At 59.7% G+C, this 26,158-nt stretch carries 24 protein-coding genes; 13 read left to right on the top strand and 11 right to left on the bottom strand.

The features are described from left to right. The first annotated feature begins 62 nt into the window (after positions 1-62). On the top strand, positions 63-566 hold the full coding sequence (locus AAFN47_RS18600) for a hypothetical protein (RefSeq protein WP_258571303.1): 504 nt from the start codon (positions 63-65) through the stop codon (positions 564-566). A gap of 21 nt (positions 567-587) precedes the next feature. On the opposite strand, the gene AAFN47_RS18605 is transcribed toward AAFN47_RS18600, so the two are convergent. The 4 genes from AAFN47_RS18605 to AAFN47_RS18620 all read right to left on the bottom strand — a co-directional run bounded on the left by AAFN47_RS18605 (position 588) and on the right by AAFN47_RS18620 (position 2,617). Further along, positions 588-1,010 (bottom strand): DUF6636 domain-containing protein, encoded by a 423-nt coding sequence (locus AAFN47_RS18605; protein ID WP_499810741.1) that lies wholly within the window; start codon positions 1,008-1,010, stop codon positions 588-590. Between the two features lie 11 nt (positions 1,011-1,021). Then, complete coding sequence (locus AAFN47_RS18610; protein WP_499810742.1) at positions 1,022-1,405, bottom strand: hypothetical protein; 384 nt, start codon at positions 1,403-1,405, stop codon at positions 1,022-1,024. Between the two features lie 34 nt (positions 1,406-1,439). Further along, positions 1,440-1,826, bottom strand: coding sequence for a hypothetical protein (locus tag AAFN47_RS18615; protein ID WP_499810743.1), 387 nt, complete (start codon positions 1,824-1,826; stop codon positions 1,440-1,442). Positions 1,827-1,927: 101 nt separating this feature from the next. After that, a complete protein-coding gene (locus tag AAFN47_RS18620) occupies positions 1,928-2,617 on the bottom strand; it encodes an HAD family hydrolase (protein WP_499810744.1) in 690 nt (229 codons plus the stop codon). A 200-nt stretch (positions 2,618-2,817) separates the two neighbouring features. Here AAFN47_RS18620 and AAFN47_RS18625 point away from each other — a divergent pair, with 200 nt between their 5' ends. Next, entirely contained in the window at positions 2,818-3,948 is a 1,131-nt protein-coding gene (locus AAFN47_RS18625) for a site-specific DNA-methyltransferase (protein ID WP_499810745.1), read from the top strand. A gap of 9 nt (positions 3,949-3,957) precedes the next feature. Here the strand turns inward: AAFN47_RS18625 and AAFN47_RS18630 are convergent, their stop codons facing one another. Then, positions 3,958-4,572 (bottom strand): HAD family hydrolase, encoded by a 615-nt coding sequence (locus AAFN47_RS18630; RefSeq protein WP_499810746.1) that lies wholly within the window; start codon positions 4,570-4,572, stop codon positions 3,958-3,960. A 34-nt stretch (positions 4,573-4,606) separates the two neighbouring features. After that, positions 4,607-5,668, bottom strand: a complete 1,062-nt coding sequence (gene mutY, locus AAFN47_RS18635) for an A/G-specific adenine glycosylase (RefSeq protein WP_499810747.1) — start codon at positions 5,666-5,668, stop codon at positions 4,607-4,609. 93 nt (positions 5,669-5,761) lie between these two features. On the opposite strand from mutY, the gene AAFN47_RS18640 reads away from it, so the two are divergent. Continuing rightward, positions 5,762-6,253, top strand: a complete 492-nt coding sequence (locus AAFN47_RS18640) for a DUF721 domain-containing protein (protein WP_499810748.1) — start codon at positions 5,762-5,764, stop codon at positions 6,251-6,253. Between the two features lie 83 nt (positions 6,254-6,336). On the opposite strand, the gene AAFN47_RS18645 is transcribed toward AAFN47_RS18640, so the two are convergent. After that, the gene (locus AAFN47_RS18645; RefSeq protein ID WP_499810749.1) at positions 6,337-7,029 is read right to left on the bottom strand and encodes a GntR family transcriptional regulator; all 693 of its coding nucleotides are present in this window, start codon (positions 7,027-7,029) and stop codon (positions 6,337-6,339) included. Between the two features lie 156 nt (positions 7,030-7,185). On the opposite strand from AAFN47_RS18645, the gene AAFN47_RS18650 reads away from it, so the two are divergent. The 7 genes from AAFN47_RS18650 to ppdK all read left to right on the top strand — a co-directional run bounded on the left by AAFN47_RS18650 (position 7,186) and on the right by ppdK (position 20,212). Beyond that, positions 7,186-8,409 carry a pyridoxal-phosphate-dependent aminotransferase family protein gene (locus tag AAFN47_RS18650; protein WP_499810750.1) on the top strand — a complete coding sequence of 408 codons (1,224 nt, stop codon included), beginning with the start codon at positions 7,186-7,188 and terminating at the stop codon, positions 8,407-8,409. Then, a complete protein-coding gene (locus AAFN47_RS18655; RefSeq protein ID WP_499810751.1) occupies positions 8,406-9,818 on the top strand; it encodes an FAD-dependent oxidoreductase in 1,413 nt (470 codons plus the stop codon). Before AAFN47_RS18650 ends, AAFN47_RS18655 begins: the two co-directional genes overlap by 4 nt. Before the next feature lie 51 nt (positions 9,819-9,869). After that, complete coding sequence (locus AAFN47_RS18660) at positions 9,870-10,940, top strand: hypothetical protein (RefSeq protein WP_499810752.1); 1,071 nt, start codon at positions 9,870-9,872, stop codon at positions 10,938-10,940. 54 nt (positions 10,941-10,994) lie between these two features. After that, on the top strand, positions 10,995-12,947 hold the full coding sequence (locus AAFN47_RS18665; protein ID WP_499810753.1) for a tripartite tricarboxylate transporter permease: 1,953 nt from the start codon (positions 10,995-10,997) through the stop codon (positions 12,945-12,947). A gap of 95 nt (positions 12,948-13,042) precedes the next feature. Continuing rightward, positions 13,043-13,876 (top strand): DsbA family protein, encoded by an 834-nt coding sequence (locus tag AAFN47_RS18670; RefSeq protein ID WP_499810754.1) that lies wholly within the window; start codon positions 13,043-13,045, stop codon positions 13,874-13,876. 74 nt (positions 13,877-13,950) lie between these two features. Next, positions 13,951-17,415: a chromosome segregation SMC family protein gene (locus tag AAFN47_RS18675; protein WP_499810755.1), complete on the top strand. Its 3,465-nt coding sequence runs from the start codon at positions 13,951-13,953 to the stop codon at positions 17,413-17,415. Between the two features lie 127 nt (positions 17,416-17,542). Then, positions 17,543-20,212: a pyruvate, phosphate dikinase gene (gene ppdK / locus AAFN47_RS18680; RefSeq protein WP_499810756.1), complete on the top strand. Its 2,670-nt coding sequence runs from the start codon at positions 17,543-17,545 to the stop codon at positions 20,210-20,212. 17 nt (positions 20,213-20,229) lie between these two features. On the opposite strand, the gene AAFN47_RS18685 is transcribed toward ppdK, so the two are convergent. Further along, positions 20,230-21,270: an alcohol dehydrogenase family protein gene (locus AAFN47_RS18685; RefSeq protein ID WP_499810757.1), complete on the bottom strand. Its 1,041-nt coding sequence runs from the start codon at positions 21,268-21,270 to the stop codon at positions 20,230-20,232. A gap of 136 nt (positions 21,271-21,406) precedes the next feature. Next, entirely contained in the window at positions 21,407-22,798 is a 1,392-nt protein-coding gene (locus AAFN47_RS18690) for an aminotransferase (RefSeq protein WP_499810758.1), read from the bottom strand. Between AAFN47_RS18690 and AAFN47_RS18695 the strand changes: the two genes are divergently transcribed. Continuing rightward, positions 22,797-22,919 (top strand): hypothetical protein, encoded by a 123-nt coding sequence (locus AAFN47_RS18695; RefSeq protein WP_499810759.1) that lies wholly within the window; start codon positions 22,797-22,799, stop codon positions 22,917-22,919. The genes AAFN47_RS18690 and AAFN47_RS18695 overlap by 2 nt on opposite strands. A gap of 88 nt (positions 22,920-23,007) precedes the next feature. Further along, positions 23,008-23,997 carry a DUF1499 domain-containing protein gene (locus AAFN47_RS18700; protein ID WP_499810760.1) on the top strand — a complete coding sequence of 330 codons (990 nt, stop codon included), beginning with the start codon at positions 23,008-23,010 and terminating at the stop codon, positions 23,995-23,997. A 114-nt stretch (positions 23,998-24,111) separates the two neighbouring features. Here the strand turns inward: AAFN47_RS18700 and AAFN47_RS18705 are convergent, their stop codons facing one another. Continuing rightward, a complete protein-coding gene (locus AAFN47_RS18705) occupies positions 24,112-25,020 on the bottom strand; it encodes an MBL fold metallo-hydrolase (protein WP_499810761.1) in 909 nt (302 codons plus the stop codon). A gap of 123 nt (positions 25,021-25,143) precedes the next feature. On the opposite strand from AAFN47_RS18705, the gene AAFN47_RS18710 reads away from it, so the two are divergent. Further along, positions 25,144-25,740, top strand: coding sequence for a biotin transporter BioY (locus AAFN47_RS18710; RefSeq protein ID WP_499810762.1), 597 nt, complete (start codon positions 25,144-25,146; stop codon positions 25,738-25,740). Positions 25,741-25,791: 51 nt separating this feature from the next. On the opposite strand, the gene AAFN47_RS18715 is transcribed toward AAFN47_RS18710, so the two are convergent. Beyond that, on the bottom strand, positions 25,792-26,158 hold a 367-nt coding region (locus tag AAFN47_RS18715; protein WP_499810763.1), incomplete at its 5' end, for a CBS domain-containing protein.

Consider the following 26,158-nt stretch of genomic DNA (forward strand, 5'->3'; position numbering starts at 1 on the left):
GGAAGTGAAAGTCGATTATGTTGTCATTACAGTCTGTTCGCGGTTTCGTATTGGTTTCGCTTATGGCTCTCGTCGCGGGGTGCAACACCTCCGGCAATACCGGCGGCGCCGGCGCCATTGACGAAAAACTTGGAGCAAAGGTCGTCCAGGGCGGTTGTCCCAGCGTGCAATTGAGGGACGGCACCGCCTATATTCGAAGATACGCCCGGGGCGGTGAAGATGATCCGCAGAAGATCGTCTACCAGGCGTCGATCACCGACACGACGCGTCAGTGCTCTATAACCGGCAGTCAAATGAACATCACCGTCGTCGCAGCCGGCCATGTGGCCGCAGGCCCGGCCGGAGGAGCAGGCGTCGTCAAGATGCCCATCCGCGTCGCCGTCGTCGAAAACGGAACAAACAACGTGATCTATTCGGAGCTCACGCAGTTCGAAACCTCGCTGCCGGAAGGCGCGCCAACAGCGCAGTTCCTGTTCAACGATTCCAACATTAATATCCCGATCAGCGCGTCGCGGTCTGTCCGCGTCTTTGTCGGTTTCGACGAAGGACCTCCCAAACGGAGCTAATCCCGCGGCGTCTTGCCGATGTCACCAAATTTCCTGCTTACGTCGTGAGAGGAAAAATCCGTGACCGCTCGTATTGCGGCAAGTCAGACCGGTGCGTTCCGAAGTGCAACTGATATCGCCGAAATCCGCGGAAGCGCCATAACCAGCGATGTCGGAGTAATCAACGCTCTCAGGCGCTCCTCCGCATGCCATTGATGCAGGTCCAGACCCTTCAAGCATGAATTCATGGCCCCAGAGGCCGACGCATGACGCCGGTTTCGGCAACGCGAATTCACCGCTTCTGGAAACGATCGTGCAGTCAATGGCGCCGCCGCCGCTTACAAAGCCGTTGCAATAGATGTTTCCGGACGGCGTCATAAAGCCAAAGCCGTCGGCAAAAGCGGAACCCGTTGTGAGCGATAGCGTAAGGACCACAAGAAAACCACGCACAGCGATTACTGCCATGTCGGGCGCATTCAATACCATTTCCGCCATATGATGCAGGTGAAAAGACCCTTGCTGGTTTCGATATCGGAGCGGCTGACAACGATCGCGCCGCGGCGCTTGTACTTCTTGAATTCCGGTTCGATGTTTTTCCAGAAGTCGGTATAAATGTAATAAATGCTCTGTGTGCCGGTGCTCCCATACTCAATCTTCGCATAGGGTCGACTGTTTTCCAGTTTGCATTCGATTTTTTTGTAGACCAGTCCCTGTCCCTTGCCGCGGTTTAGCAGTGCATTGAATTCTCGAATTTGCTTTTTGCTTGTCAGGTCGATCCACCCTGTCGACTTGGCGAATGCCATCGAGGGGGCGAAGACGGTCAGCATGACAATGAATCCGTACAGAACGGTTTTCATCATTTGTATTTCCCGAAATACTTTGTTGAGAAATGTCTCAAAGCGGTCTGAACCAGATCACGCAGGAGACAACGCCGTTTTTGAATTCCACGTCAGACCGTGACCGGATGCGGGATTTCAGTTTCTTTTCCCTTGGCTGCTGAAAGTGCGCGTCTATCTCTTCCTTCATGCCCGTCATGACGCCGAAGAAACCACTATGTCCAATGATGTTGTAGTCTACTTTGATCAGTAGCTTGCCGTCTTCATACTTGCATTTCACGCGCTTGTAGGATTCCTGTGGCCCCATATTCTTTTCAGCGAGGACAAGGGCGGCTTTGACAGCTTTTCTGTTTTCCAAATCAACCCAACCGGTTGTCCCTGCAAAGGTTGGATATACAATGAAGATCGCTGTTATGAATGAGACAGCGGCAAGAAACTTGCGCACAATAAAGAACTCCCCGGAAATTGTCTAAATCTATACAACCAATAATTGCCAGATTAACATCGCAACGCAATATCAAATTCGTGAAATATTGGTGGAATGGATCAGAAAGTATCTGACCAGCCTGACAATGCTTCAACCACGGCCGGAAGATCGACCAGTCGGCTGATCACCGTTTCCGCGCCTGCCTCCGTCAGGGTGTCTGCATGCGAGGGATACGTGTGCGATGCGCCGGTGAACCCGACAACCCGCATGCCTGCGGCTTTCGCCCCGGCGACGCCGTGAGCGGAATCTTCCACCACGATTGTGTTGGCCGGACGCACATCCATGGTTTTTGCTGCATGGAGGAAGACGTCGGGCGCCGGCTTGGGCCGTTTCTCGCCAACCTCGCGCGATGAGAAAATATTAGGTTCGAAAAGCTGCAGGTCGCCGGTGCGTTTCAGCATAGCCCTGATTCTCTTCGGCGAAGAGTTGGAACAGATGCATCGTGGAAGTCCGGTCTTGAGAGCGGCGAATTTGACGCCTGCGATCGGCTTGACGTCCCGCGCCAGTTTTTTGTCGAGGATCGTCTCGGAGGCTTCCAGAAGCGTGGCCTGCAGCGGAATGTCGGCTTCCGCTTCGACGGTCAACAGGATGTCTTTCCAGGTCATCCCGGAAAATCGTTCCGCAACCGTCGCCGCGACGATCGGGTATCCGGCCTCCGTCAACAGTTTGGCGTCAACCTGCGCGGCGATAATTTCCGAGTCCACGAGCACGCCGTCGCAATCAAAGACGATGAGGTCAAAACCTGACATTAATTTTCCTGCTGTTTGTTGGTTCTTGTTCGGTTGGGGAGACCGGAGGGTTGCGGCGCCCGGGGATTACACCATTGTCATAGCCGCGACAACGCCGGCACAATTATAAGAGCCAGAGGTAAGTGCGCCGCGTTTTCTATTTGATAACCATATTGGGCGAACATGTCGCCGGTTCAACGAGTAAGCGTATCCGGGTGTCCATGTTTGTACTTTCTCCTGCAGAGCTCGCCGGCGGTTCCGAAACCGGCACTTTCCTGAATTCCATCATCAAGGGCGATTGCGTCGCTGCGCTCGAGGCGCTGCCGGAACATTCCGTGGATGTGATCTTCGCAGACCCGCCCTACAATTTGCAACTCGGCGGCGATCTCCACCGGCCGGACCAGTCCAGGGTCGACGCCGTGACCAACGCCTGGGACAGGTTCGATTCCTTCGAGGCCTATGACGCCTTCACCCGCGCCTGGCTGCTCGCCTGCAGGCGGGTTCTGAAGCCAAGCGGGACAATCTGGGTCATCGGCTCCTACCACAACATCTTCCGCGTCGGCGCGATCCTGCAGGACCTGAACTTCTGGATTCTCAACGACATCGTCTGGCGCAAGACCAATCCGATGCCAAATTTCCGCGGCCGCCGTTTCCAGAACGCGCACGAAACCATGATATGGGCGAGCCGGGACAGTTCGGCGCGCAACTACACCTTCAACTACGAAGCCATGAAGGCCGCCAATGAAGACGTGCAGATGCGGTCCGACTGGCTTTTCCCGATCTGTAGCGGCGGCGAGCGGTTGAAGGGCGAGGACGGCAAGAAGCTGCACCCCACCCAGAAGCCTGAAGCGCTTCTCGCGCGTGTTCTAATGTCATCGTCGAAGCCCGGCGACGTGGTTCTCGATCCCTTCTTCGGATCCGGCACGACCGGCGCGGTGGCCAAGCGTCTCGGCCGTTCCTTCATCGGTATCGAACGCGAACAGGACTACATCGAGGCTGCAACGCGCCGGATTGCGGATGTGACGCCGCTGGCTAACGCTGAACTGACCGTCATGACTGGAAAAAAGGCGGAGCCGCGCGTCGCATTTAGCGTTCTGGTCGAAGCCGGTCACCTTCAGCCCGGCGCAACCCTGCAATGTGCGAAGGGGCGCCACAGCGCCACTGTCAGGGCTGACGGCACTCTTGTGAGCGGCGACATGTCGGGATCGATCCACCGCGTCGGCGCCCAGGTGCAAGGCCTCGACGCCTGCAATGGCTGGACCTTCTGGCATTATCCCGACGGCCGTGACCTGGCGCCGATTGACAATCTGCGCAAGATCATCCGTGAGGAAATGGCGAAGGCCGGTGTCTGAAATCCGGGCTCAAACCGTGACGCCATATTTTTCAAGTTCAGTGAGCAGGTTTGGCGCGCTTTTGAAGTGAATGGCTTTCCAGCCGGCTGCGCGCGCGCCTTCGACGTTGGGGTGGCTGTCATCAATAAACAGGCTGGTCGCAGGATCGAGATCAAAGCTTTCCACATGGTTATTGTAGATCGCGACATCAGGTTTGATCAGACCGATCTCGCCTGACACGGTCACGCCGCGCGGTTCCTTGAGAAACGTGAATCGCTCCTGGGCCTCCCGGAAAGTGTCTGAGGCGAAGTTGGTCAACATAGTCACGTCGTAGCCCTTGCCTATCAGGCTTCGCATGACATCCACACTATCATCATAGGCGTGCGGCACCATCTCGTGCCAGTTCAGCCGAAAGGCCCGGATGCGTTCCTTGTGGTCAGGGTGTTCGGCGATCAGGTGTTCTTCCGCCTCTTCCCAGCTTCTCCCGCGATCCTGCTCGATGTTCCAGTCATGGGTGCATACATTGTCGAAGAACCACTGTCTTTCTGTCTCGTCGGGGATGATCCGGCTGAAGGGAATGTGCGGGTCGTAGTGGAGCAACACCTTGCCGATATCGAAGATGATGTGACGAACCGGATCGTTCATGAGACGATAATCCTTCCGAGGGCTTCACGAGATTTCAGGAGATAGCAGCCGCTATCGCCTTTTTCATGACAGTTGGCAACGCTTCGCCGTCGATTTCTCCGGGCGGGGACCACCATGTGCTTTCAAGCGGAACGCTAGCCGCCACATCCGCGCGATAGACGTCGAGCCGAAGTTCGAAATGCGTGAAGATGTGCTTGATGCTGCCTTTTGATCGCCAGTCGGCGGAAAACGGCGCTGCCTGCGTACCGGTGTCACCGTCTCGCCTTGCGGTCCAGTCCGTGGTCGGAACTTCGCTCATGCCCGCAAGCAAGCCGCTGTCCGGGCGCCTGCGCAACAAAATGGCGCCGTTGCGGTCAATGGCGACAAAGGCAGCGCCGCGGCGTACAGGCTTCGCCTTTTTCGCGGGTTTGACGGGATGAAGCTCCGGGTCGGACGTTGCGAGCGCCTCACAGTGTGAATTGAAAGGGCAGAGCGCGCAGGCCGGTCGTTTCGGGGTGCACAGCGTGGCGCCTAGGTCCATGAGAGCCTGGGCGAAATCGCCTGGCCGCTCCTTCGGCGTCATATGGTGAACGATCGCCTTGATTTCGGTTTTCCCGGCCGGCAGCGGCGTGTCGATGGCGCTAAGGCGTGAAATCACCCGCTCGATATTGCCGTCGACGACGGTCGCGTGGCTGTCGAAAGCAATGGCCGCGATCGCCGCCGCTGTATAGTCGCCAATGCCTGGCAGTTTCTTCAGCGCCTCGATTGTCTGCGGAAATCGGCCGCCATGGTCGCGCACGATCATGTCGGCGCATTTCTTCAGGTTTCTCGCGCGGCTATAATAGCCGAGGCCCGCCCAAGCCTTCAAAACATCCTGTTCGCTGGCTGCGGCGAGACCGAAGATCGTTGGCCAGCGCTTCAGGAAATCCGTGAAATAGGGCTTCACCGCCTGCACGGTCGTCTGCTGCAACATGATCTCCGAAAGCCAAATTCGATAGGGATCAGGCTGCTCTCCGCGGAGCCTGTCCTGCGGCGATACCCGCCAGGGAAGGCTGCGGTGATGCCTGTCGTACCAGTCAAGGAGAGTTGCGGCGTGCGCCTTGGTCGTGTGCTTCATTGGAGCCGTCGGCATTGCAGTGGGTGCATTGGACTTGTAGAGTGCGCCAAGGCATTTTCAATGCCGATTGATGGAAAACTCGGTTGCGCTCGAATGGTCAAGAACGTTGGAACAAGGCAGATCAGCGAAATCGCCAACGCGCTGATTGATCCCGTTCTGGCGAAACGCGCTGGTATCAACACCATGCTGCTTGGCATGTGGGACGAAGTCGTCGGACCTGACTATGTTAACTGCACCCGGCCGGAAAGCATCAAATGGCCGCGCAGAAGCGGGCCAGACGAACAATTCGTCCCCGGCGTGCTTACGATTGCCTGCGAAGGCGCGCGCGCGCTCTTTCTCGCGCACGAGACCGATCAGCTTATCCAGAGGCTGAACGCCATTTTCGGATTTCCGGCGGTCGATCGGGTCAAGATCGTCCAGAAGCCGGTGTCGGCACGATCACGCCGTCCGGCCCGTGATCGGGAAATGCCGCCTGAACAGCAAGGCCGGCTCGATCGCATGCTCGAAGACATCGAGGATGACCGGTTGCGGCAGGCGCTGGATAGGCTTGGCAAGGCGGTTCTGACCCGCCCGAGCAGGATGTAGTCTCCCGAAACTGAAATTCGTCACATCTCGCAGCGCGTCCGATTCGAACTCCAGATTCGGTCGTAACACGTGTCCCCACACTGTTATGATGCCGAATCTTCCGTTGGAGCCCGCTCGCCAGACCTGATCGTGTTGCGCACGCTTTCCAGTTTGTTGGACAGATGTGTGATAAGCAGATCCGAGGTCAGCACGCCGTCGCGCGACTTCAGAGCCACGAGAATCGCCCCATGTTCTTCGACGGCCTGGCGCCATCGCTCCGGCGACATGTTGGCGAGATAGCGGACTCTGCGAATCCGTCCGGCAAGCGATCTGTGCGTTGTGATCAAAACCTCGTTCTGGCTGCCTTCGAGAATGATCTCGTGGATTTCCTGGTTGGTGTGGAAATAGGCGCTGCGGTCGGACTGCTCGAATTCCTTTTCCATCCGCGCCTGCAGAGACTCGACCTTCGAAATTTCCGCGTCGGTCATGCGCTCGCAAGCGATTCGTCCAGCCAGTCCCTCCAGGCTCATGAGCACCGAAAATACGTCGTCGAGATCCTTTTCACTGAGGCGGGCGACCCTCGCGCCGCGATTCGGCGTCAGCGTGACGAGGCCTTCCGAGGCGAGAACCTTCAGCGCCTCGCGCAACGGCGTCCTTGACACGCCGAACGCCTCGGTAAGCGATTTTTCGTTGATTTTTTCGCCCGGCGGTATCCCGCCTTCGGTCAGCAGGTCGCGAAGTTTCGTCACGAGCACCTCGTGAAGATGCAGGCGGTTGATAGGCTGAACCTGATTCATCGCGAGCGTCTGTCGCTCCTCTGTTCCCGTTGGCCCAATTATCCCGCGATCGCGCAGCCGAAGCAAGACTTGATTATGAATTCAAAATTCGTTATTCAAATATCTACGACCGTCGGCGTCATTGTCGCGGCTGAAAAGGGAGGAGATCAGCGCGGCATGGCAGGACGTCACCATCTTTTTATTCCTGGACCCACCAGCTTGCCGGAGCGCGTGCTTCGGGCAATGGATCGACCCACGATCGATCACCGGGGTCCCGCATTCAAGAAACTCGCTGGAGACGTGCAGGACGGATTGCGCTGGGTGTTCGGCTGCGCCGGTCCAGTGGTGGTCTATCCGGCTTCGGGCAGCGGCGCGTGGGAAGCGGCGCTCGTGAACACGCTTTCCGCCGGCGATCGCGTATTGATGTACGAGACGGGGCATTTCGCAACGCTGTGGCGCGATATCGCCGATAAACTTGGCCTTGAAGCCGAGCTGATAGCCGGCGACTGGCGGGGCGGGGCGGATCCGGACGCTATCGCAAGGCGTCTGAGGGAAGACAGGGACAAGACCATTCGCGCCGTCTGTGTCGTGCATAACGAGACCTCGACGGGATGCGTGACGGATATTGCGGCGGTGCGCCGGGCAATTGACGCCGAGCAGCATCCGGCTCTCCTGATGGTTGATACGATTTCCTCTCTTGGCTCGATGCCCTATCGCGCCGACGAATGGGGCGTTGACGTGACGATCGGCGGTTCGCAGAAGGGGCTGATGCTGCCGCCTGGTTTGTCGTTCAATGCACTCAGTTCGCGGGCGATTGCAGCCTCGCAGGTCGGTGGTCTGGCGCGTTCCTATTGGGACTGGGGCGCGATGCTGGATATCAATTCGCGCGGCTTCTTTCCTTATACGCCGGCCACAAACCTGCTATTCGGTGCGCTTGAAGCGGTTGAGATGATGCAGTCGGACGGCCTCGACGCGATCTTTTCGCGGCATGAGAGTTTTGGACGGGCGACCCGGGCGGCAGTAGGCGCCTGGGGGCTGGAGCTTCAATGCACCGATCCGGTTGCCCACGCATCGTCCTCCCTGACAGCGGTGCGCGTTCCCGAAGGTCATTCCGCCGACGCCATTAGAGCTGTCGCGCTGGACCGCTTCGACCTTTCGCTCGGAAACGGGCTGGGTCGGCTCGCCGATCGGGTGTTCCGCATCGGGCATCTCGGCGATCTGAACAGCCTATCGCTGCTGTCGGCCATTGCAGGCGTGGAAATGAGTCTCGGGCTGGCTGGCGTCCCTCACCGGAAAGGTGGCGTAGAGGCGGCGATGAATCTTCTCGCCGCTACCCCTGAAACTGTCGAGCAGATGACCGCCGGGCGTGATGCGACGCCACTGAAAAGAGCGACTGCATGAGCGGCGAGCAGACCTACAGACTGGTCCGCGATATCCCGGTCGAGGAGAGTTATGACGTTCTCGTCGCGGGTGGCGGACCCGCCGGCGCTGCGGCGGCGATCTGCGCCGCGCGGCTCGGCGCAAAGGTTCTGCTGGCCGAGGCCGCCGGATGCATGGGCGGCATGGGCACGTCTTCTTACGTCACCACTTTCGGTCCGATGGGCGACGGCGAACGTCCACTGGTCGGCGGGTTCTGTCGCGAGATGGTCGAGAACATGCATCAGCGCGGGTTTCTCGGTCCAGGCGTCACACCCGATTTCTGGACCAGGCACTACAATCGCTGGATTCCCTTCCATCCGGAAGGGTTGAAGCGGCTGCTTGACGAGAAGGCGGTCGAGGCGGGAGTCGATGTCCGGTACTTTACCCGCGTGATTGATGCGGAGACGGATGGAAACCGAATCACCGGCGCCGTCATCTGCAATGTCGAGGGTTACACGTTCATCAAGGCGAAAACCTTCATCGACTGCACCGGAGACGCGGCGCTTTCGGACCTTGCTGGCGCGGAGTGCAAGGTCGCCGGCGTGGACTGGCCTGAAACCGCCCCGGCCACCTTGTGTTCGCTGGTCGGAAATGTGAACTGGGACGATCCCGCCTATGGCGACGACTATTCCGGGATCGACGCGGTCAAGATGCGGACCCGCAAGGAACTGTTGCCGAAAGCAGTCGAGGACGGACATTTTTCGGAGACGTTTCGTTTCATTCCTGGCATGAACAAGCTTGGAAACCGGATCGGCAACATCAACGCCGGCCATGTCTACGGAATGGACGGCCTCGACAGCAAGAGCCTCTCCGAGGGCATGATGCGCGGGCGCGTCGTTGCCCGGGAGTTCGTCGAATTCTATCGCGACTATGTTCCTGGATGCGAGAACATCGAACTGGTGTCCACGGCGCCAGTGATGGGCGTACGCGACACGCGCCGCATTGTCGGCGAGTTCACGCTGACGATCGAGGATTATCAGGCGCGCCGCCAGTTTCCGGATCAGATCTGCGTCTACAATCGTCCGCCCGACAACCATCCCACGAACAGTTCGCGCGAGGAATACGAGCGTTTCAAGCGCGATTTCGAGGGCACGGGCAAGCTGGCGCGCGGCGCCTCCGTCGGGTTGCCCTACAGCATCCTTGTTCCGAAGGGATGGGAAAATCTTTGGGTGGCGGGTCGTTGCCATTCGAGCGGCCACGCCGTGCATGGTTCGATCCGGGCGCAGTCAGCGGCCTACATGATGGGGCAGGCGGCCGCCACGGCCGCGAAGCAATCCATGGAAACGGGTGAGCCGGCGTGCGACCTCGACACCCGGCGACTGGTGGAAAGTTTGCGCGCCGATGGCAGCTATCTGCCGCAGAAGGAACTCAGCAGATCGATGACCAGGTGAGGTTTCGCCGCAACAGGCGGCACTGAATTTAATCACAGGGAGGAAACTGAAATGCTAAAAATGATGCTCGCGGCCGGCGTGGCCGTTCTAACCATGGCGGTCCAGACGCCGATCCATGCCAAAGACAAGTATGAGGGCGAAAACGTCCGCATCGTCATCAATCTCGGCGCTGGCGGCTCGACCGGCGTAATGGCGCAACTTTTTGCCAATCACTGGAAAGAGCATATCCCCGGCGACCCGAACTTCGTCGTGCAACCGGTGACCGGCGGCGCACAGATGAAGGGTATCATCGAAGCGCGCAATGCGCGTCCTGATGGCTTTACGATCGCCTGGGTCGCTTGGTCCGGCCCTACGCGCGCCATCGGTCCGAAGAGCCAGAATGTCGACTGGAGCGATTTCGAGGTGATCGCCGGCGTGGGCGTGCCGCAAATGGCGTACATGCGCAACGACGTCGGCGACGGCGTGTCGGGATATGAAGACCTTGTCGGTCTGCAGGGCGTCCACATCGGCGGCTACAGACCGGGATCCTATCTCGACCTGACGGCGCGCATGTCGTTAGATCTGCTCGGCGTTGACTACGACTACACCACAGGCTTCGGCGGGGGCTCGAAAATTGTCGCGGCCCTGCAGCGCGACGAAGTCAATTTCCACGTCACTCCGGCGGCGAATTATTTCGGCGGCATTGAGGACAACGTCGTCGAAGCGGGCATGGGGTTGCCTCTCTGGTACTACGAATTGCCCGGTTCTGACGGCAAGCGGGCGCAAAACGACCAGTTCGAGGGTATTTCGACATTCCGGCAGGTCGCCGAAACGATCACTGGCTCTCCGCCCTCCGGCCCCATCTGGGATTCGCTCCAGTGGCTCAATAACGGCATGGCTGGCGTAACGTGGTTCATTGGCGTCCCGGCCGGTGTCGACGCCGAAACCGTCGAGATGCTACGCACGACGTTTGCAGAAACCATCAGTGACCCCGCATTCCTCGCCGAGGCAGTGGAAAAGACCGGCATCGTGCCGACCTATACCCCGCCCGAGGCGATGCAGACCATGATCGACGGCTTGAAAAATGTCGATCCCGCCATTGCCGAAACTGTAACCGGCTATATTGAATCCGGAACGCAATAAGCAATCAGAGCAAGGCGCGGTGAGCCTCGCCGCGCCCGCGCCGATGGGTGGATCATGTTCGACGCGTTCTTGAGCGGCCTGCAACTCGTTTTCGCATGGCCTGCCTTCGGGTATCTGCTGATCGGCGTCGCATTTGGCGTCTGGCTTGGCGCGGTGCCCGGTCTGGGCGGCATAACCGGCGTCGTCATCATTCTCCCATTCACCTTCGGAATGGACACCGTTCCGGCGCTGGCGCTTATCCTCGGGGTCTTCGCGGTCACGGCAACCTCGGACACGATCGCTTCCGTTATGCTGGGCATTCCCGGAACGGCCGCATCCCAGGCGACCATCATGGACGGATATCCGATGGCGCAGAACGGCAAAGCGGCTCGCGCGTTCGGCGCGGCGTTCACCGCATCAGCTGTTGGAGGCGTCATGGGCGGACTGGCGATGGCGGCCTCGCTGCCGATCATTCGACCATTGATCCTGTCTTTCGGCTTGCCCGAGTTCTTCCTGCTCGGCGCGCTCGGTCTCACAATGGTCGCCGCGGTTTCCGGACGGGCTATCTCCAAGGGCCTAGCCGCCGCCGCCGTCGGGCTCATGCTCAGCCAGATTGGCTTTCCCGTCGCCAGCGAAGTGCCCCGCTACTGGTTCGATGTCCAGTATCTGATAGATGGTCTGCCATTGATCCCGCTCGTCCTCGGCCTGTTCGCCATCCCTGAAATGCTGGATCTGGCGGTTCGCAACAGTTCGATATCGCGCGTGGAGCAGAAACAGAGCGAAACGCTGGCCGCGGGTGTCCGCGACGCTATGCGCAACTGGTGGTTGATTTTGCGATGCTCGTGGATCGGCATCTATATCGGTATGCTGCCGGGACTGGGCGGCATGATCGCCGACTGGGTCGCCTACGGGCACGCCGCCCAGGGCTCGAAGGCGGATGACGAGCCGGAGTTCGGAAAAGGCAATGTGCGCGGCGTCATCGCGCCGGAAGCGGCGAACAACGCGGTCCTCGGGGGCGCCCTGATTCCGACCGTGGGATTGGGAATACCGGGAAGCGCTTCGATGGCCATCCTCCTCGGAGCCTTCATGATCCTCGGTCTTGCGCCAGGCCGCGCGATGCTGAGCGATCAGCTCGACATTACCTTCTCGCTGGTCTGGATGCTGATATTCGCCAATATCATCGGAGCGGGTTTGGTGATGCTTCTCAGCAGGCAGGTGGCGCGTCTGGCCTTTATCAATGGACACCTGCTCGTTCCTGGCGTGTTGCTGTTCGTCTTCATGGGCGCTTGGCTCGACACGCCGGACATTGCGAGCTGGATTACCATGCTTGCGCTTGGCGTGACGGGCGTATTGATGAAGCGCGGTTGTTGGCCGCGTCCGGCGCTCGTGCTCGGCTTCGTGCTAGGGCCGGTGATGGAAAACGCCATTGTTCTGTCGACGCAGACTTATTCTCTCGTCGACGTGATGAAAAGGCCTCTCTCGCTTATTCTCATCCTGGTTCTGGCGGGAGCGCTCGTACTCGCTGTTCGCGCGACGATGCGCGTCCAGAAGGCTGCGGAAGGCAGCCGCACGGAAGCGTCTGCGTCCGACGGTGGTCTGAGTTCCCTTGCGCTCGGGGTCGTTTTTCTGGTCGCTTTCGCGGCGGCGATCTGGCCTGCGCTGGATTGGACGCCTTCGGCTAGGCTTTTCCCACTGGTCATCGCTCCTGTCGGAATGGCCGTTGCGCTTCTGTCCATCGGGCGCGATCTGAAGTGGAGAAGAAACGACGCAAACCAGTCGGCGTCCGACGATACGGACAAGCGCTCGCTCATCTTCCTGCTCTGGCTGGCTGCGCTGATCGCCGTCGCCTACTTTCTGGGACAGCCGGCGGCGCTTATCGGGTTCGTGGCGCTGTACCTTTGGCGCTGGGGAGATTTTCGTCCGCCCGTCGTTCTGGCCTATGTGGGCGGCGCTGCGCTTGTACTCTATCTCGTCTATGAGAAAGTTCTCTTTATTCGCTGGTGGGATCCTGTCTTTCCGCTATGGTGATAACACGTCCGTGAATCGTTTCCAAAACGGTTGTTTTGCCGCATTTTTGGCTATAAGTGTCCCAACCGAGTTGCTGGAAATCAGGGAAATCACCAATGTCGTCATATGCGAACATCATTGTCCGGAACATGTCCAAACTGGCTGGAGCAACGGCTCTGGCGATCGCGCTTGCGGCATGTTCCAACAGCGGCGAAAACAAGACCGCCGAGACGATGGCGCCCGCTACGTCGACATCGCAAATGAGCGCCGACAATTCGATCACTACAGGCGCCATATCCGACGGCGAAACGAAGCAGACCTCCGCTTCGTCGTCCGTTGAAGAGACTGTTCAGGTGGCCCAGGCAAGCACTGGCAGCTCGGCGGATCTGCCGTCTTCGGACGGCAGTGTCGATATGGATGCGGTCCTTGAGCCCGGTCCGATGGAAGAAAAGTATCTCGGTGACGCGGACGCCCCGGTCAAGATCGTTGAATACATGTCGATGACCTGTCCGCATTGCGCCGCCTTCCACAACAACACGTTCAAGCCGATCGTCGAGAAATATGCAGACAGCGGCAAGATCCAGTTCATCGTGCGGGAATTCCCGTTCGATCCGCGCGCGACCGCAGCGATCATGCTGGCGCGATGCGCGCCCGACGACAAGTTTTTCCCCATGGTCGAAGTGCTGATGCAGCAGCAGCAGAACTGGGCGCGGGCCCAGGACGCGCGCACCGCGCTGCTGAATATCGCCAAACTTGCAGGTTTTACACAGGAGACCTTTGAGGCCTGCTTGACGAACCAGCAGCTTGTAGACGATGTGAATACAGTAAAAAACAAGGCTGTTCAGGAATTTGGCGTCACATCCACACCGACTTTCCTGATCAATGGAAACCGGTATTCGGGGAACATGTCAGTTGACCAGATGTCGGCCCTTATCGACAGTATGCTTTGACGCCTCCCATTCTGCAGATTACATCGCGTATTTCTGCAAATACTTCCTGACGTCGTTTTACGGGAGGAACTCCCGTGAAATTTGACCGGCTACGCCTGCTGGGTTTCAAATCCTTCGTCGACCCCACGGAATTCCACATCGAAAAGGGACTGACGGGCGTTGTCGGTCCCAATGGCTGCGGCAAGTCCAACCTCGTCGAGGCGATGCGATGGGTGATGGGCGAAAACTCCTACAAGAACATGCGCGCGTCCGGCATGGACGACGTCATTTTCTCCGGTTCCGGCAACCGTCCCTCGCGCAACACAGCCGAAGTCGGGCTGTTTCTCAACAATGCCGATCGCACGGCGCCCGCCGCTTTCAACGACGAGGACGAGATCCAGGTGACGCGCCGCATCGAGCGTGAATCCGGGTCCGTATACCGCATCAACGGCAAGGAGGCCCGAGCCAAGGACGTACAATTGTTGTTCGCCGACGCCTCGACTGGCGCTCGTTCGCCTTCCATGGTCGGGCAAGGCCGGATCGGCGAACTGATCCAGGCGAAACCCCAGGCCAGGCGGCAGTTGCTCGAAGAGGCCGCCGGCATCTCCGGTCTGCACTCGCGTCGGCACGAGGCGGAACTGCGGCTGAGGGCGGCCGAGACCAATCTGGAGCGTCTCGAGGACGTGACTTCCGAACTCGAAACCCAGATCGAAAGCCTGAAGCGACAGGCCCGTCAGGCAAACCGTTTCAAGATCCTTTCCGCCGATGTCCGCAAGGCCGAAGCGACGCTTTTGCATATTCGCTGGCTGGAGGCAAAGGCCGCCGAGGCGGAAGCCGAATCCGCTCTCTCGCAGGCGACCAGCCTTGTGGCTGAACGTTCGCAACAGCAGATGGAAGCCGCCAAGGATCAGGCGGTCAACGCCCACAAGCTGCCGAAATTGCGTGAAGACGAGGCAAAGGCCGCAGCCGCCCTGCAACGGTTGCAGATCGCCCGCGCGCAGATCGAGGAAGAAGCTGAACGGCTGGCCGACCGACGGTCCGAGATCGAACGCCGCATGGCGCAGCTTTCCGCCGATATTGAGCGCGAGGAGCAACTCGTCGCCGACAACGCCGACATCCTTGAAAAGCTGGCATCCGAGGAAAACGAGTTGCGGGAAGCCGACCAGTCGGGCGGCGAAGTGGAAACAGAAAAGGAAGCGCTTTTTAGGGAAACCGAGGCCACGCTGGCGAGCAGCGAGGCGGCGCTTGGACAGGTGACCTCCGAACGGGCCGAGGCGGCCGCACAGCGAACCCAGTCGGAACGCGCGCTTGCGGAGGCGAGTGAACGCCGTGACCGGTTTGAAAGACAACTGGCCGAAACAAGGCGTGAGCTTGACGAGATTGGCGAAAAGATCGCCGGCCTGCCTGATCCCGCGCTCAAACTGGCCGCCGTGAAGGAATTCGAGGAAAAAGTGGCCGCGCTTGAGGCGGTGCTTGGTGAACTCGAAGAGACGATCGAGGCCGGACGCCGCGCCGAAGTGGAGTTGCGCAAGCCTGTGCAGGAGGCGCGTTCGGAACTCAACAGGATTGAAACCGAATCCCGCACCATCTCGAAAATTCTGAACGCCGGCGGCAATGATGATCTGTTCCCGCCCGTTGTGGACAAGATGAAGGTCGAGAAAGGCTTTGAGGCTGCTCTTGGCGCGGCCCTTGGCGACGATCTCGAACAGCCGCTGGACAATTCCGCCCCCGCCTATTGGGGGCTTGTGTCGGATGCCGGAAACGATCCCTCTCTGCCTGCGGGTGCGCCGTCGCTCGCCTCTCGCGTGAGTGGTCCGAAGGAACTGGCGCGGCGGCTCGCGCAAATCGGCATCGTCGAGACTACGGAAGAAGGCGAACGGCTGCAGGACCAGTTGCAGACAGGACAGGCGCTGGTGGGCGTCGACGGCTCGCTCTGGCGCTGGGATGGTTTCGTCGCAACCGCAAATGCTCCTACTGCCGCGGCCCAGAGGCTTGCGCAGAAGAACCGGTTGGCCGAACTCGACGCCGAAGCCGTTGAGGCGACAAAAACCCTGCGTGCTGCAGAGGTCGGGCTGAAACAGGCTGAAGAGGCGCTCAAGGCGGGCGGCGAGAAGCAGCGTCAGACGCGCGAGGAATTGCGCAGCGCCCAGCGCGAGTTGACGCTGGCGCGTGAGGCGCATGCGGCGGCGGAAAAGGCGACGGGCGAAATCGCCAATCGCCGCACCGTGCTCAGCGAACTCCGCAAGCAGATCGACACACAGCTCGAGGAAGCGCAGGGCGCTTACAAGGAAGCAGAGCTTGCGCTGGCGTCCGCCCCCGACCTTGGCGCGCTTGAAAGCCGTCTGGAATCGTCGAGAGCGAATGTCGCCGCCGATCGCTCCGCGATGGCGGAAGCCCGCGCCGTGTATGAAGGGCTCAAGCGCGAGAAAGAGGCCCGGGATCGCAGGCTCAGGGCGATCGCCGGAGAGCGCGAGAGCTGGACCAGGCGGGTCTCCAACGCCGAGCAGCACATCACGACGCTGAAAGAGCGGCTGAAGGAAACGGCTGAAGAAGCCGACAAGCTTTCCGATGCGCCCGACGAACTCGAGCTGCAGCGTCGTCGGCTGATGAACGAACTGACCAACGCCGAAGAGGCGAGGAAGAAGGCCGCCGATATTCTGGTGGCCGCGGAGAATGATCAACGCGAGGCCGATCAGGAAGCCTCGCGCGCGCTGGAGCTTCTGTCACAGGGCCGCGAGCAGCGCGGACGGGCTGAAGAGCGGCTGAATGCGGCGAAGGAAAAGCGATCAGCCTCCGAGACCCGTATCGGCGAAGCCCTGAAATGTCCCCCGCACGAAGCCATTCGCCACACGGAGCTGGCCGCCAACGAGGATCTTCCAGATCCCGAACAGGTCGATCGCCGGCTGGAACGGTTGAAGATCGAGCGCGAGAGGCTGGGCGCAGTCAATCTGAGAGCGGAAGAGGAACAGCAGGAACTGTCGGAGAGGCTTCAGACCATCCTTGTCGAGCGCGACGATGTGGTCGAGGCGATCGGCAAGCTGCGTCAGGCGATCCAGAACCTCAACCGCGAAGGCCGGGAGCGTCTTCTCGCCGCCTTTGATGTGGTCAATGAACAATTCAAGCGGCTGTTTACCCATCTCTTCGGCGGCGGCACTGCGGAGTTGCAACTGGTCGAGTCGGAAGATCCGCTCGAGGCGGGGCTGGAAATCCTCGCCCGTCCGCCCGGCAAGAAGCCGCAGACCATGACGCTGCTTTCGGGCGGCGAACAGGCGCTGACCGCCATGGCGCTGATTTTCGCGGTCTTTTTGACGAACCCGGCCCCGATCTGCGTTCTCGACGAGGTGGATGCGCCCCTCGACGATCACAATGTCGAGCGCTTTTGCAATCTGATGGACGAGATGGCGGCGACCACCGAAACCCGTTTCGTCATCATTACCCACAATCCGATCACCATGGCGCGCATGAACCGGCTCTTTGGCGTAACAATGGCTGAACAGGGCGTATCGCAACTGGTTTCCGTGGATCTGGAGACCGCCGAACAGATGCGCGACGCAAGTTGATTGCCGCAATGCACAAATTCAATCGATAAAATGTAATTTGTCCGGCTTCGCGCTCTGGTATTCGACCCTGTTTGTCATGTAGGTCATTGGCGCACCGACATATTGTCGGAGTAACTGGAGAAGCCGCATGACGAAATGGGTCTACACTTTTGGGGACGGGACGGCCGAAGGCACGGCCGACATGCGCGATCTTCTCGGCGGCAAAGGCGCCAATCTTGCCGAGATGTGCAATTTGGGGCTGCCCGTGCCGCCTGGCCTCACCATTACCACCGAGGCGTGCAACTGGTATCTCGGAAATGCGGGCGCCTATCCTGACGATCTCGCAGAACAGGTCAACGCGGCGCTGGCGCATGTCGGCAAGGTGGCGGGGCGCAGTTTCGCCGACGCCAAGAGGCCTCTCCTGCTTTCCGTGCGTTCGGGCGCGCGCGCCTCGATGCCCGGTATGATGGACACTGTCCTCAATCTCGGACTGAACGACGAGTCGGTGCTCGCGTTGGCCGAAGGCATTGGTGACGAACGCTTCGCCTATGACAGTTACCGCCGCTTCATCCAGATGTATTCCGATGTCGTCATGGGGCTGGATCACGAAGTCTTCGAGGAAATCCTGGAAGACGAGAAGGCGCGTTTCGGACACGAACTCGATACAGAACTGACCGCCGACGAATGGAAGCAGGTGATCGCGCGTTACAAGTCGGTCATCGAGGAAGAGCTCGGGCAAGCCTTTCCACAGGATCCCCAGCAACAGCTCTGGGGCGCCATTGGCGCCGTGTTTTCAAGCTGGACGAACGCCCGCGCCGTCACTTACAGGCAATTGCACGACATCCCGTCCGGTTGGGGCACGGCGGTCAATGTGCAGGCGATGGTTTTCGGCAATCTTGGAGACGGCTCGGCTACGGGCGTCGCCTTCACTCGCAACCCGTCGACCGGCGAGAACACCCTCTATGGCGAATTCCTGGTCAACGCCCAGGGAGAGGACGTCGTTGCGGGCATCCGCACACCGCAGAACATTACCGAGGCTGCTCGCATCGAGGCCGGCTCCGACAAGCCGTCGCTTGAAAAGCTGATGCCGGATGCATTTTCCGAGTTTCTCGGAATCTGCAACAGGCTTGAAAACCACTACAAGGACATGCAGGATCTCGAATTCACAATCGAGAACGGCAAACTCTGGATGCTGCAGACGCGCGCGGGTAAGCGCACGGCCCGCGCCGGATTGAGGATCGCGGTCGATCTGGCTGAATCAGGCCTGATCACGAAGCAGGAGGCGATCGAACGCATCGATCCGGCGTCGCTCGACCAGCTTCTACACCCGACCATCGACCCGTCGGTCTCGCGCGATGTCATCGGCAGCGGTCTGCCGGCGTCGCCGGGCGCCGCCACCGGCGAAATCGTCTTCACGCCTGATGAAGCGGTCGAAAAGTCGGAAGCAGGCAAAAAGGTCATCCTCGTGCGTGTCGAAACCAGCCCGGAAGACATTCACGGTATGCATGCGGCGCAGGGCATCGTCACGTCGCGCGGCGGCATGACCAGTCACGCGGCCGTCGTCGCGCGCGGAATGGGAAAGCCCTGTGTCTCCGGCGCCGGCAATATCCGGGTCGATATTCGCCGTAAGCTTCTGCTGACTGAGTCCGGACCGTTGAAGGAAGGCGAAATCATCACCGTCGACGGTTCTTCCGGCCAGGTGCTTCGAGGCTCTGTGCCGATGCTTCATCCGGAGCTGTCCGGTGATTTCGGACGCCTCATGGAATGGGCGGACGTTTCGCGGCGCATGAAAGTCCGCACCAACGCCGAAACGCCGGCGGACGCCAATGTGGCGCGCAGTTTCGGCGCAGAGGGCATCGGCCTTTGCCGCACCGAACACATGTTCTTCGAGGATGACCGTATCGTGGCAATGCGCGAAATGATCCTGGCCGGAGACGAGGAGGGCCGAAGGACCGCGCTCGCGCAGTTGCTGCCCATGCAGCGGGCGGACTTCGTGGAGCTTTTCGAGATAATGAAGGGGCTTCCAGTCACGATCCGGCTGCTCGATCCGCCGCTGCACGAGTTCCTGCCGAAGACCGACGAGGAAATCGCGGAAGTGGCCCGGGCCATGAAGGTCGAGGAGGAGCTTTTGCGCCAGCGGCTGGAGGCGCTGCACGAGTTCAACCCGATGCTCGGCCATCGCGGTTGCCGTCTGGCGGTGTCCTATCCGGAAATCGCCGAGATGCAGGCCCGCGCGATCTTCGAGGCGGCCGTCGAAGCCGGCGCGAAAACTGGCGAACATGTGGTGCCCGAAATCATGATCCCGCTTGTCGGCATGATGACGGAACTCGAATACGTCAAGCAGCACATCGAGAAGGTGGCTGAGGACATCATGGAAGAAGCGGGTCAGAAGATCGACTATCTGATCGGCACCATGATCGAGTTGCCGCGCGCCGCCATTCGAGCGGATGTCATCGCCGAAGCCGCCGAATTCTTCTCCTTCGGCACCAATGACCTGACCCAGACAACTTTCGGTATCTCGCGCGATGACGCATCGTCATTCCTGTCGACCTATCAGAAGAAGGGCATCATCGAACGCGACCCGTTCATCTCGCTGGATATCGCGGGCGTCGGCCAGTTGATCCGGATGGCGGCGGAAAAGGGCAGGGCCGGACGTCCTGACATCAAGCTCGGCATTTGCGGCGAGCACGGCGGCGATCCGTCCTCGATCCATTTCTGTGAGGAACTGGCGCTTGACTATGTGTCGTGTTCGCCGTTCCGCGTGCCCATCGCCCGCCTCGCCGCCGCACAGGCGGCGCTGAAGGGGGAGACCGGTTAGCGCCTATTTCAGGTAGTTCATTGCACTTCAAGGACGATCTTGCCGACATGACCTTTCTTCATGAAGGCCTCCTGCGCAGCCGCGATCTCGCGAAGCGGATAGGTTTCGGCGACCAGCGGCTTGATCTCCTTGCGCTCTATCCGCTTGACGAGATTGCCGAAGACCTCGGGCCCAAGCTTGGTGCAACCTAAGAAGCTCAGATCCTTGAGATAAAGCGTGCGAACGTCGAGTTCCACGATGGGGCCGCCGATAGCTCCCGCGACTGCGTATCGACCGCCAGGCCTCAGGATATCCAGCAACCATGGGAATTTGGGTCCGGCCACAAGATCGACAACCACATTGACACTGCTCTGATCCAAAGTGGTTGCGGGTTCTTCATCGCGACCGATCGTCCTTGCAGCGCCAAGTTTCAGCAGTTGTTCCGCCTTGGTCGGGCTGGTGACGGCGATGACAGTCGCATTCCGGGCGCGCGCCAGTTGAACGGCCGCTGACCCCACGCCGCCCGACGCACCCGTAACAAGAACGGTTTCGCCCTCCTCCACACCCGAGCGGGTGAGCATGTTTTCGGCCGTCGAGTAGGAACAGGGAAAGGACGCCAGTTCGATATCCGTCAGACTGCTGTCAACCTTGTGGGCATGACGTGAAGCCACCTTTGTAAACTGGGAAAAGCCACCGTCACACTCAGAGCCGAAATACCAGGGTGTCTCCAACGGCCTGCCCGCCGCTTCTACGAGACACGGCTCCACCAGCACACGCTCGCCGATGCGGCTGCTGTCGACGCCGTCGCCAACAGCGATAATCCTGCCGCAGGCGTCTATGCCCTGAATACGCGGAAATTTCAGAGGCGTACCGGACCAGGTTGCGTCGGCGGCGTCCGCATCGCCCTTCGAATACCAGGCGGTGCGCGTGTTGATGTCGGTGTTGTTGACAGCTGCAGCGCCGACCTCGATCAGCACCTCGTTCCTGCCTGGAACGGGAACCGGAAGGTCATCACGCCATTCCAGCATGTCCGTGCCGCCGTGACCGGTCAGAACGACGCCCCACATTTTGTCCGCCATCTCGTCTTCCTCGAAACGAAAACGGTGAGCATCAGGAATGCGGTTTGATTTGTCAAACCCGTCACATTGGACTTTTGAGTCCGCATGGCGCCATTAGACCCTCCGGACTCCGGTCTTCACCTGCGCGACGCGCGCCTTAACCCCGAAGATTGTCCTTCTTGGCCAGCTGTTCTGTCTCGTCGAGCGCCTTTTCCATCCGGTCGAAGAGTACATTGAGCTCTTCGGCCGTAATAATCATCGGCGGGCAGACCGCGAGCGTGTCGCCGATGGCCCGGAAGATCGCGCCGTTCTGCCGGGCGAGAGTGGCTGCCTTCGGTCCGATGCCGACGGAAGCGTCGAAAGGTTGTTTGGTCGCCTTGTCGGCGACCAGTTCCACGCCGCCCATCAGACCGCAATACCGGGCTTCGCCGACAATCGGATGGTCCGCAATTTTCTTCATGCGCGCCTCGAAAACCGGGATGAGGCTGCGGACGTGGCTGAGAATGTCGAGCTTCTGATAAATCTCGATCGCCTTGATGCCCAGCGCGCATCCGAGCGGATGACCGCCATAGGTGAAGCCATGACCGAATGTTCCGATTTGCCGCGAGTGGTCGACAAACGCCTGATAGATGTCTTCCGGCAGCATAACGGCGCCAAGCGGGGCATAGGCCGACGTCAACTGCTTGGCCGCGGAGATCGTCTTCGGCGTCATGCCGAGCGTTTCCGAGCCCCACCAGTTGCCGGTTCGGCCGAAGCCGTTGATGACTTCGTCGTCGATGAGATAGATGTCGTATTCATCAAGGATCGGCTGAATCGCCTCGAAATAACCCTTGGGCGGCACAATCACCCCGCCGGCGCCCATCACCGGCTCGGCAATCATTGCTGCGATTGTGTCCGGTCCTTCGCGTTCGATGAGTTCGCGCAGGGATGTGGCCAACCGCGTCACGAAGTCGGCCTCGGATTCGCCGTCCTGCCCGAAGCGGTAGTAATGCGGACACTCGGTGTGCACGACGCGGTCGATCGGAAGGTCGAAACCCTTGTGGTTGTAGGGCAGACCGGTCAGCGAAGCGGACATGATAGTGACACCGTGATAGGCCTTGATCCGGGAAATGATCTTCTTCTTTTCCGGTTTTCCCCGCGCATTGTTGTAGTACCAGGCGAGCTTCACTTGCGTGTCGTTCGCTTCCGAACCGGACGATGTGAAAAACACCTTGGAGATCGGGACCGGAGCCAGTTCCTTCAATTTTTCGGCGAGTTCGATCGCCGGCTCGATGCCCATTCCTCCGAACAGGTGATAATATGGAAGCGAGCGCATCTGTTCCGTGGCCGCTTCAACCATCTCTTCGTTGCCGAAACCCAGGCCGGCGCACCACAGACCCGACATGCCCTCGATATATTCGTTGCCCTGGGTGTCGTAGACATAGACGCCCTTGCCGTGATCGATCACTGTCGCGCCCGTTTGCGGCAGGGTGTGCAGCGGCGTGTAGGGATGCAGGATCGCATCCAGATCGCGAGCCTGAACATTCGTAAGGGGAGGATTGCTGTTCATGGTTATACCTGCATGGGAGATGGGAGGAAACGAGGGATCGAACCGCGTATGGGAAGTGACGGGACATTATCGCGTCCGGTCCGCCGCTGTCGAGGGAATTTGCATTCTCGGCTGGATTTGATCCAGCCTAGGCTTTATTCAGATTCCCGATTTCCGCTCACTGCCGGGTGGAAGCGCGTTTTGCTGGTAAGAGCGATCCTGTCTGCATCATGAAAGTCCGTTACGAGCGATCCGTTTCCCATGCCGCGCAATGGTCCCGACGCCTTGGTCTGTTCGCGTTGGCGCTCTTCGTATTCACAGCCGTGCTGCATCGCTTTGGGTTTCTGGAGGCGATCACTTTCGCGGCGACTTTCGCGCTCAGCGGCGTTATAGCCCTGCTTGCTCTGCTCCTGGCGCTCTGGGGGATATTCCGTCTTTGGCTGGTTGGCGCAGTTGGCGGCATGGCGGCTTTCAAAGGCCTGCTCATGGCGATGGCGGTTCTTATCCCCTCGGGACTGGTGCTCTATCGGGCCTCTACCTTGCCGCGGATCTATGACATCACGACCAATGTTGAGGAGCCGCCCGGCTTCCTGCAGCCCGTGTCGCATGAAAGCGAGTGGTTGATCGCGGATTTCATGACGCCGGCCGGACCGTACGCCGGGCAGACGGAGGCCTATCCACTGGTAACCGGACGACGCTACGAGGGAGCGGTGGACCGTATTTTGCAGGCCGTGCGTCTGGTGGCTGAAAAACAGGGACTGAAAATTGTCGAGACGCTTGAGCCGCAATCCGAGCAGGATGTTGCGCCGGATGAACCTGCATCGGAGACCGATGGGGAATCCGAACCTGTTGCAGAGGCGGAAGAAGGCGCAGGCAGCATCATAGAAGTGTCGACGGCGGAGCCTTCCTCGATCACTGCGCCGCAAAACGAGGAGGAAGCCACCGAGGCTCTTATCCTCGGGCCGCTCGACGTTCAGTTGCTGCTTGAGGGCGCGGCCGGTAAAACCGCCGAAATCGTAATCCAGGCCGAAACCCGGACGCTCGTCTGGGGATTGGAAAGCGACATCAGCATCAGGTTGACCGAGGAAGCCCAGACGACATTCGTCGATATGCGATCGGTATCGCGTTTTGGCCCGCATGATTTTGGCGTAAACGCGCAAATCATCACGCGCTTTCTCAATGCACTGGACGCAGAGCTCCTGGGAATTGCCGTACGGTAGCATCGGCAGCTTATTGCCCTGCAGGGCTATTGCGGCGACTTTCCGAGAAAGACGTCATGCGCCGCGTCCATAGTGTCGAAGGTCAGATACAAGAGGGGCTTTCGCTTTGGTGCATCATTTCAGCCTGTAGCTTCCCTCGATCGAAGGCGGGCCTTCCGTTTGCACGATCTGGCGGTTCACTAGGTCTTCCAGATGCGCGAGCAACGACAGGGCCGCCGCCTTGTGAAGGCGCGGATCCGTATCCCGGTAAATCGATCTCACCATGTCTGGAATTGTCCGGTCGCCCTTGGAGAGCCGGTCGAGCAGGGCGGATTCGCGCATCCGCCGATGGCTCTTCAGCGCGCGGACGAATTTTGAAGGTTCGGTCACTGGCCCGCCATGGCCGGGATAATAAACCCGGTCTTCACGCTGCAGCATCTTGTCCAGTGAAGTCATGTAGTCCGCCATCGCGCCGTCCGGCGGCGCCACGATTGACGTGGACCAGGCCATGACGTGGTCGGCAGAAAACACGACACCCGTTCCCTCCAGTGCAAAAGCCGCATGGTTGGCGGTATGGCCGGGTGTGTGCAAGACCCGCATGGCCCAGCCGTCGCCTGAAATAATCTCTTCATCCTTTGCGACGATGTCCGGCCGAAAATCCGTGTCCGAACTGCCTTCGAGTGGATTCGTTTCGCCGATATGCAGGGAACGGGCAGGGCGGTGCGGCCCTTCGGCGACAATTCTCGCGCCCGTCTTCTCGGCAAGCGGTCTGGCGAGCGGCGAGTGATCGCTGTGGGTGTGGCTGACGAAGATATGCGTGACTTCGCGCCCTTCGAGCGCCTTCATAAGGGTTGCGAAATGACTGTCGTCCTGCGGTCCGGGGTCGATGACTGCGACGGAATCACGTCCGATGATGTAGGAATTGGTGCCATGAAACGTCAATGGACCGGCGTTGGGGGCGGTTATTCTCTGGACGCCCGGTTCGACCTCTACAGCGCTTCCTTGCGCGGGCTCGAACGCCGTGCTGAATTCGGGTGAAGACAAGGCCTTAAGTGTCCTTTCTGCGTATTGCGACGTCTGAAGTTAGTCAATATACCTACAATTGCTTCATGACCACCGGAGGTTGCTCCGGGTCTGTTGCGGGAATTGAAAATTTGGAGATTGTATATGTTGACATCTGCGCCGACGCGTTCGCTCGCGGTAAATCTGGCTTCCGACAACCCTGTTCTGCGCTATGCCTGGTACGCTTTCCTGGTTGTTGCCGGTACGATCATACTGGCAATATCAGCCAAGACGAAGGTTGTTCTCGGGCCTGTAGACATGTCGATGCAGACCCTTGCGATATTCCTGATCGCGGCGACGTTCGGCCTGCGTCTCGGCGTTGTGACACTGCTTCTCTATATGGCGGAAGGCCTTTATGGTCTGCCGGTCTTCCAGGGGACGCCTGAAAAGGGAATCGGACTGGCTTACATGATGGGATCGACCGGCGGATATCTTGTTGGTTTTGTGGCCGCCGCCGCCATCGTCGGCTGGGCTGCGGATCGTGGTTGGGATCGCAATCCGTTCAAGCTGTTCGGCGCCGTCCTGTCGGCCGAAGCAGCCATCATGCTTTTCGGTTTTGCTTGGCTGGCTGTGCTGATCGGCGCGGACAAGGCTTGGCAGTTCGGCGTTGCGCCGTTCCTCCTGCCTGATTTGATCAAGGTCGCGCTCGCGTCGGCAATTGTACCGGCGGTTTGGGGCGTTCTGCGCAAGATCCGCGCCTGAAGTTGCATAATCATCATGCGCGCGGTTATCCGCGCGCATGTTCGTCCCTCTTCAGGCGGCGCCGATGCGCAGCATGTCAAGGACGTGAAGAATGCCCACCGGCTTGCCGGCTTCCTCGACCACCAGCGCGCCGATCCGGCGATCCTGAATGGTCTTCAGGGCCGTCGCGAGCAGCATATCGGGCTGTATGGTCTGTCCCCCCACGGTCATGACCTCGTCGACGATAGTCAAATTGGCGTCGACATGAGCGTGGCGCCGCAGGTCGCCGTCGGTGATGATGCCGCGGATGTTGTCGTCTTCATCAATTATCACGGTCAGGCCGAAACCCTTGTCCGAGATCACCGATATAGCGTCGATCAGCACAGTGCCAGACCGCACGACCGGCAACCGTTCTCCACTATGCATGGCGTCGCGCACC

Origin of the sequence: Hoeflea sp. CAU 1731 (genome assembly GCF_039888615.1) — a bacterium.
Classification (GTDB): Bacteria; Pseudomonadota; Alphaproteobacteria; order Rhizobiales; family Rhizobiaceae; genus Flavimaribacter.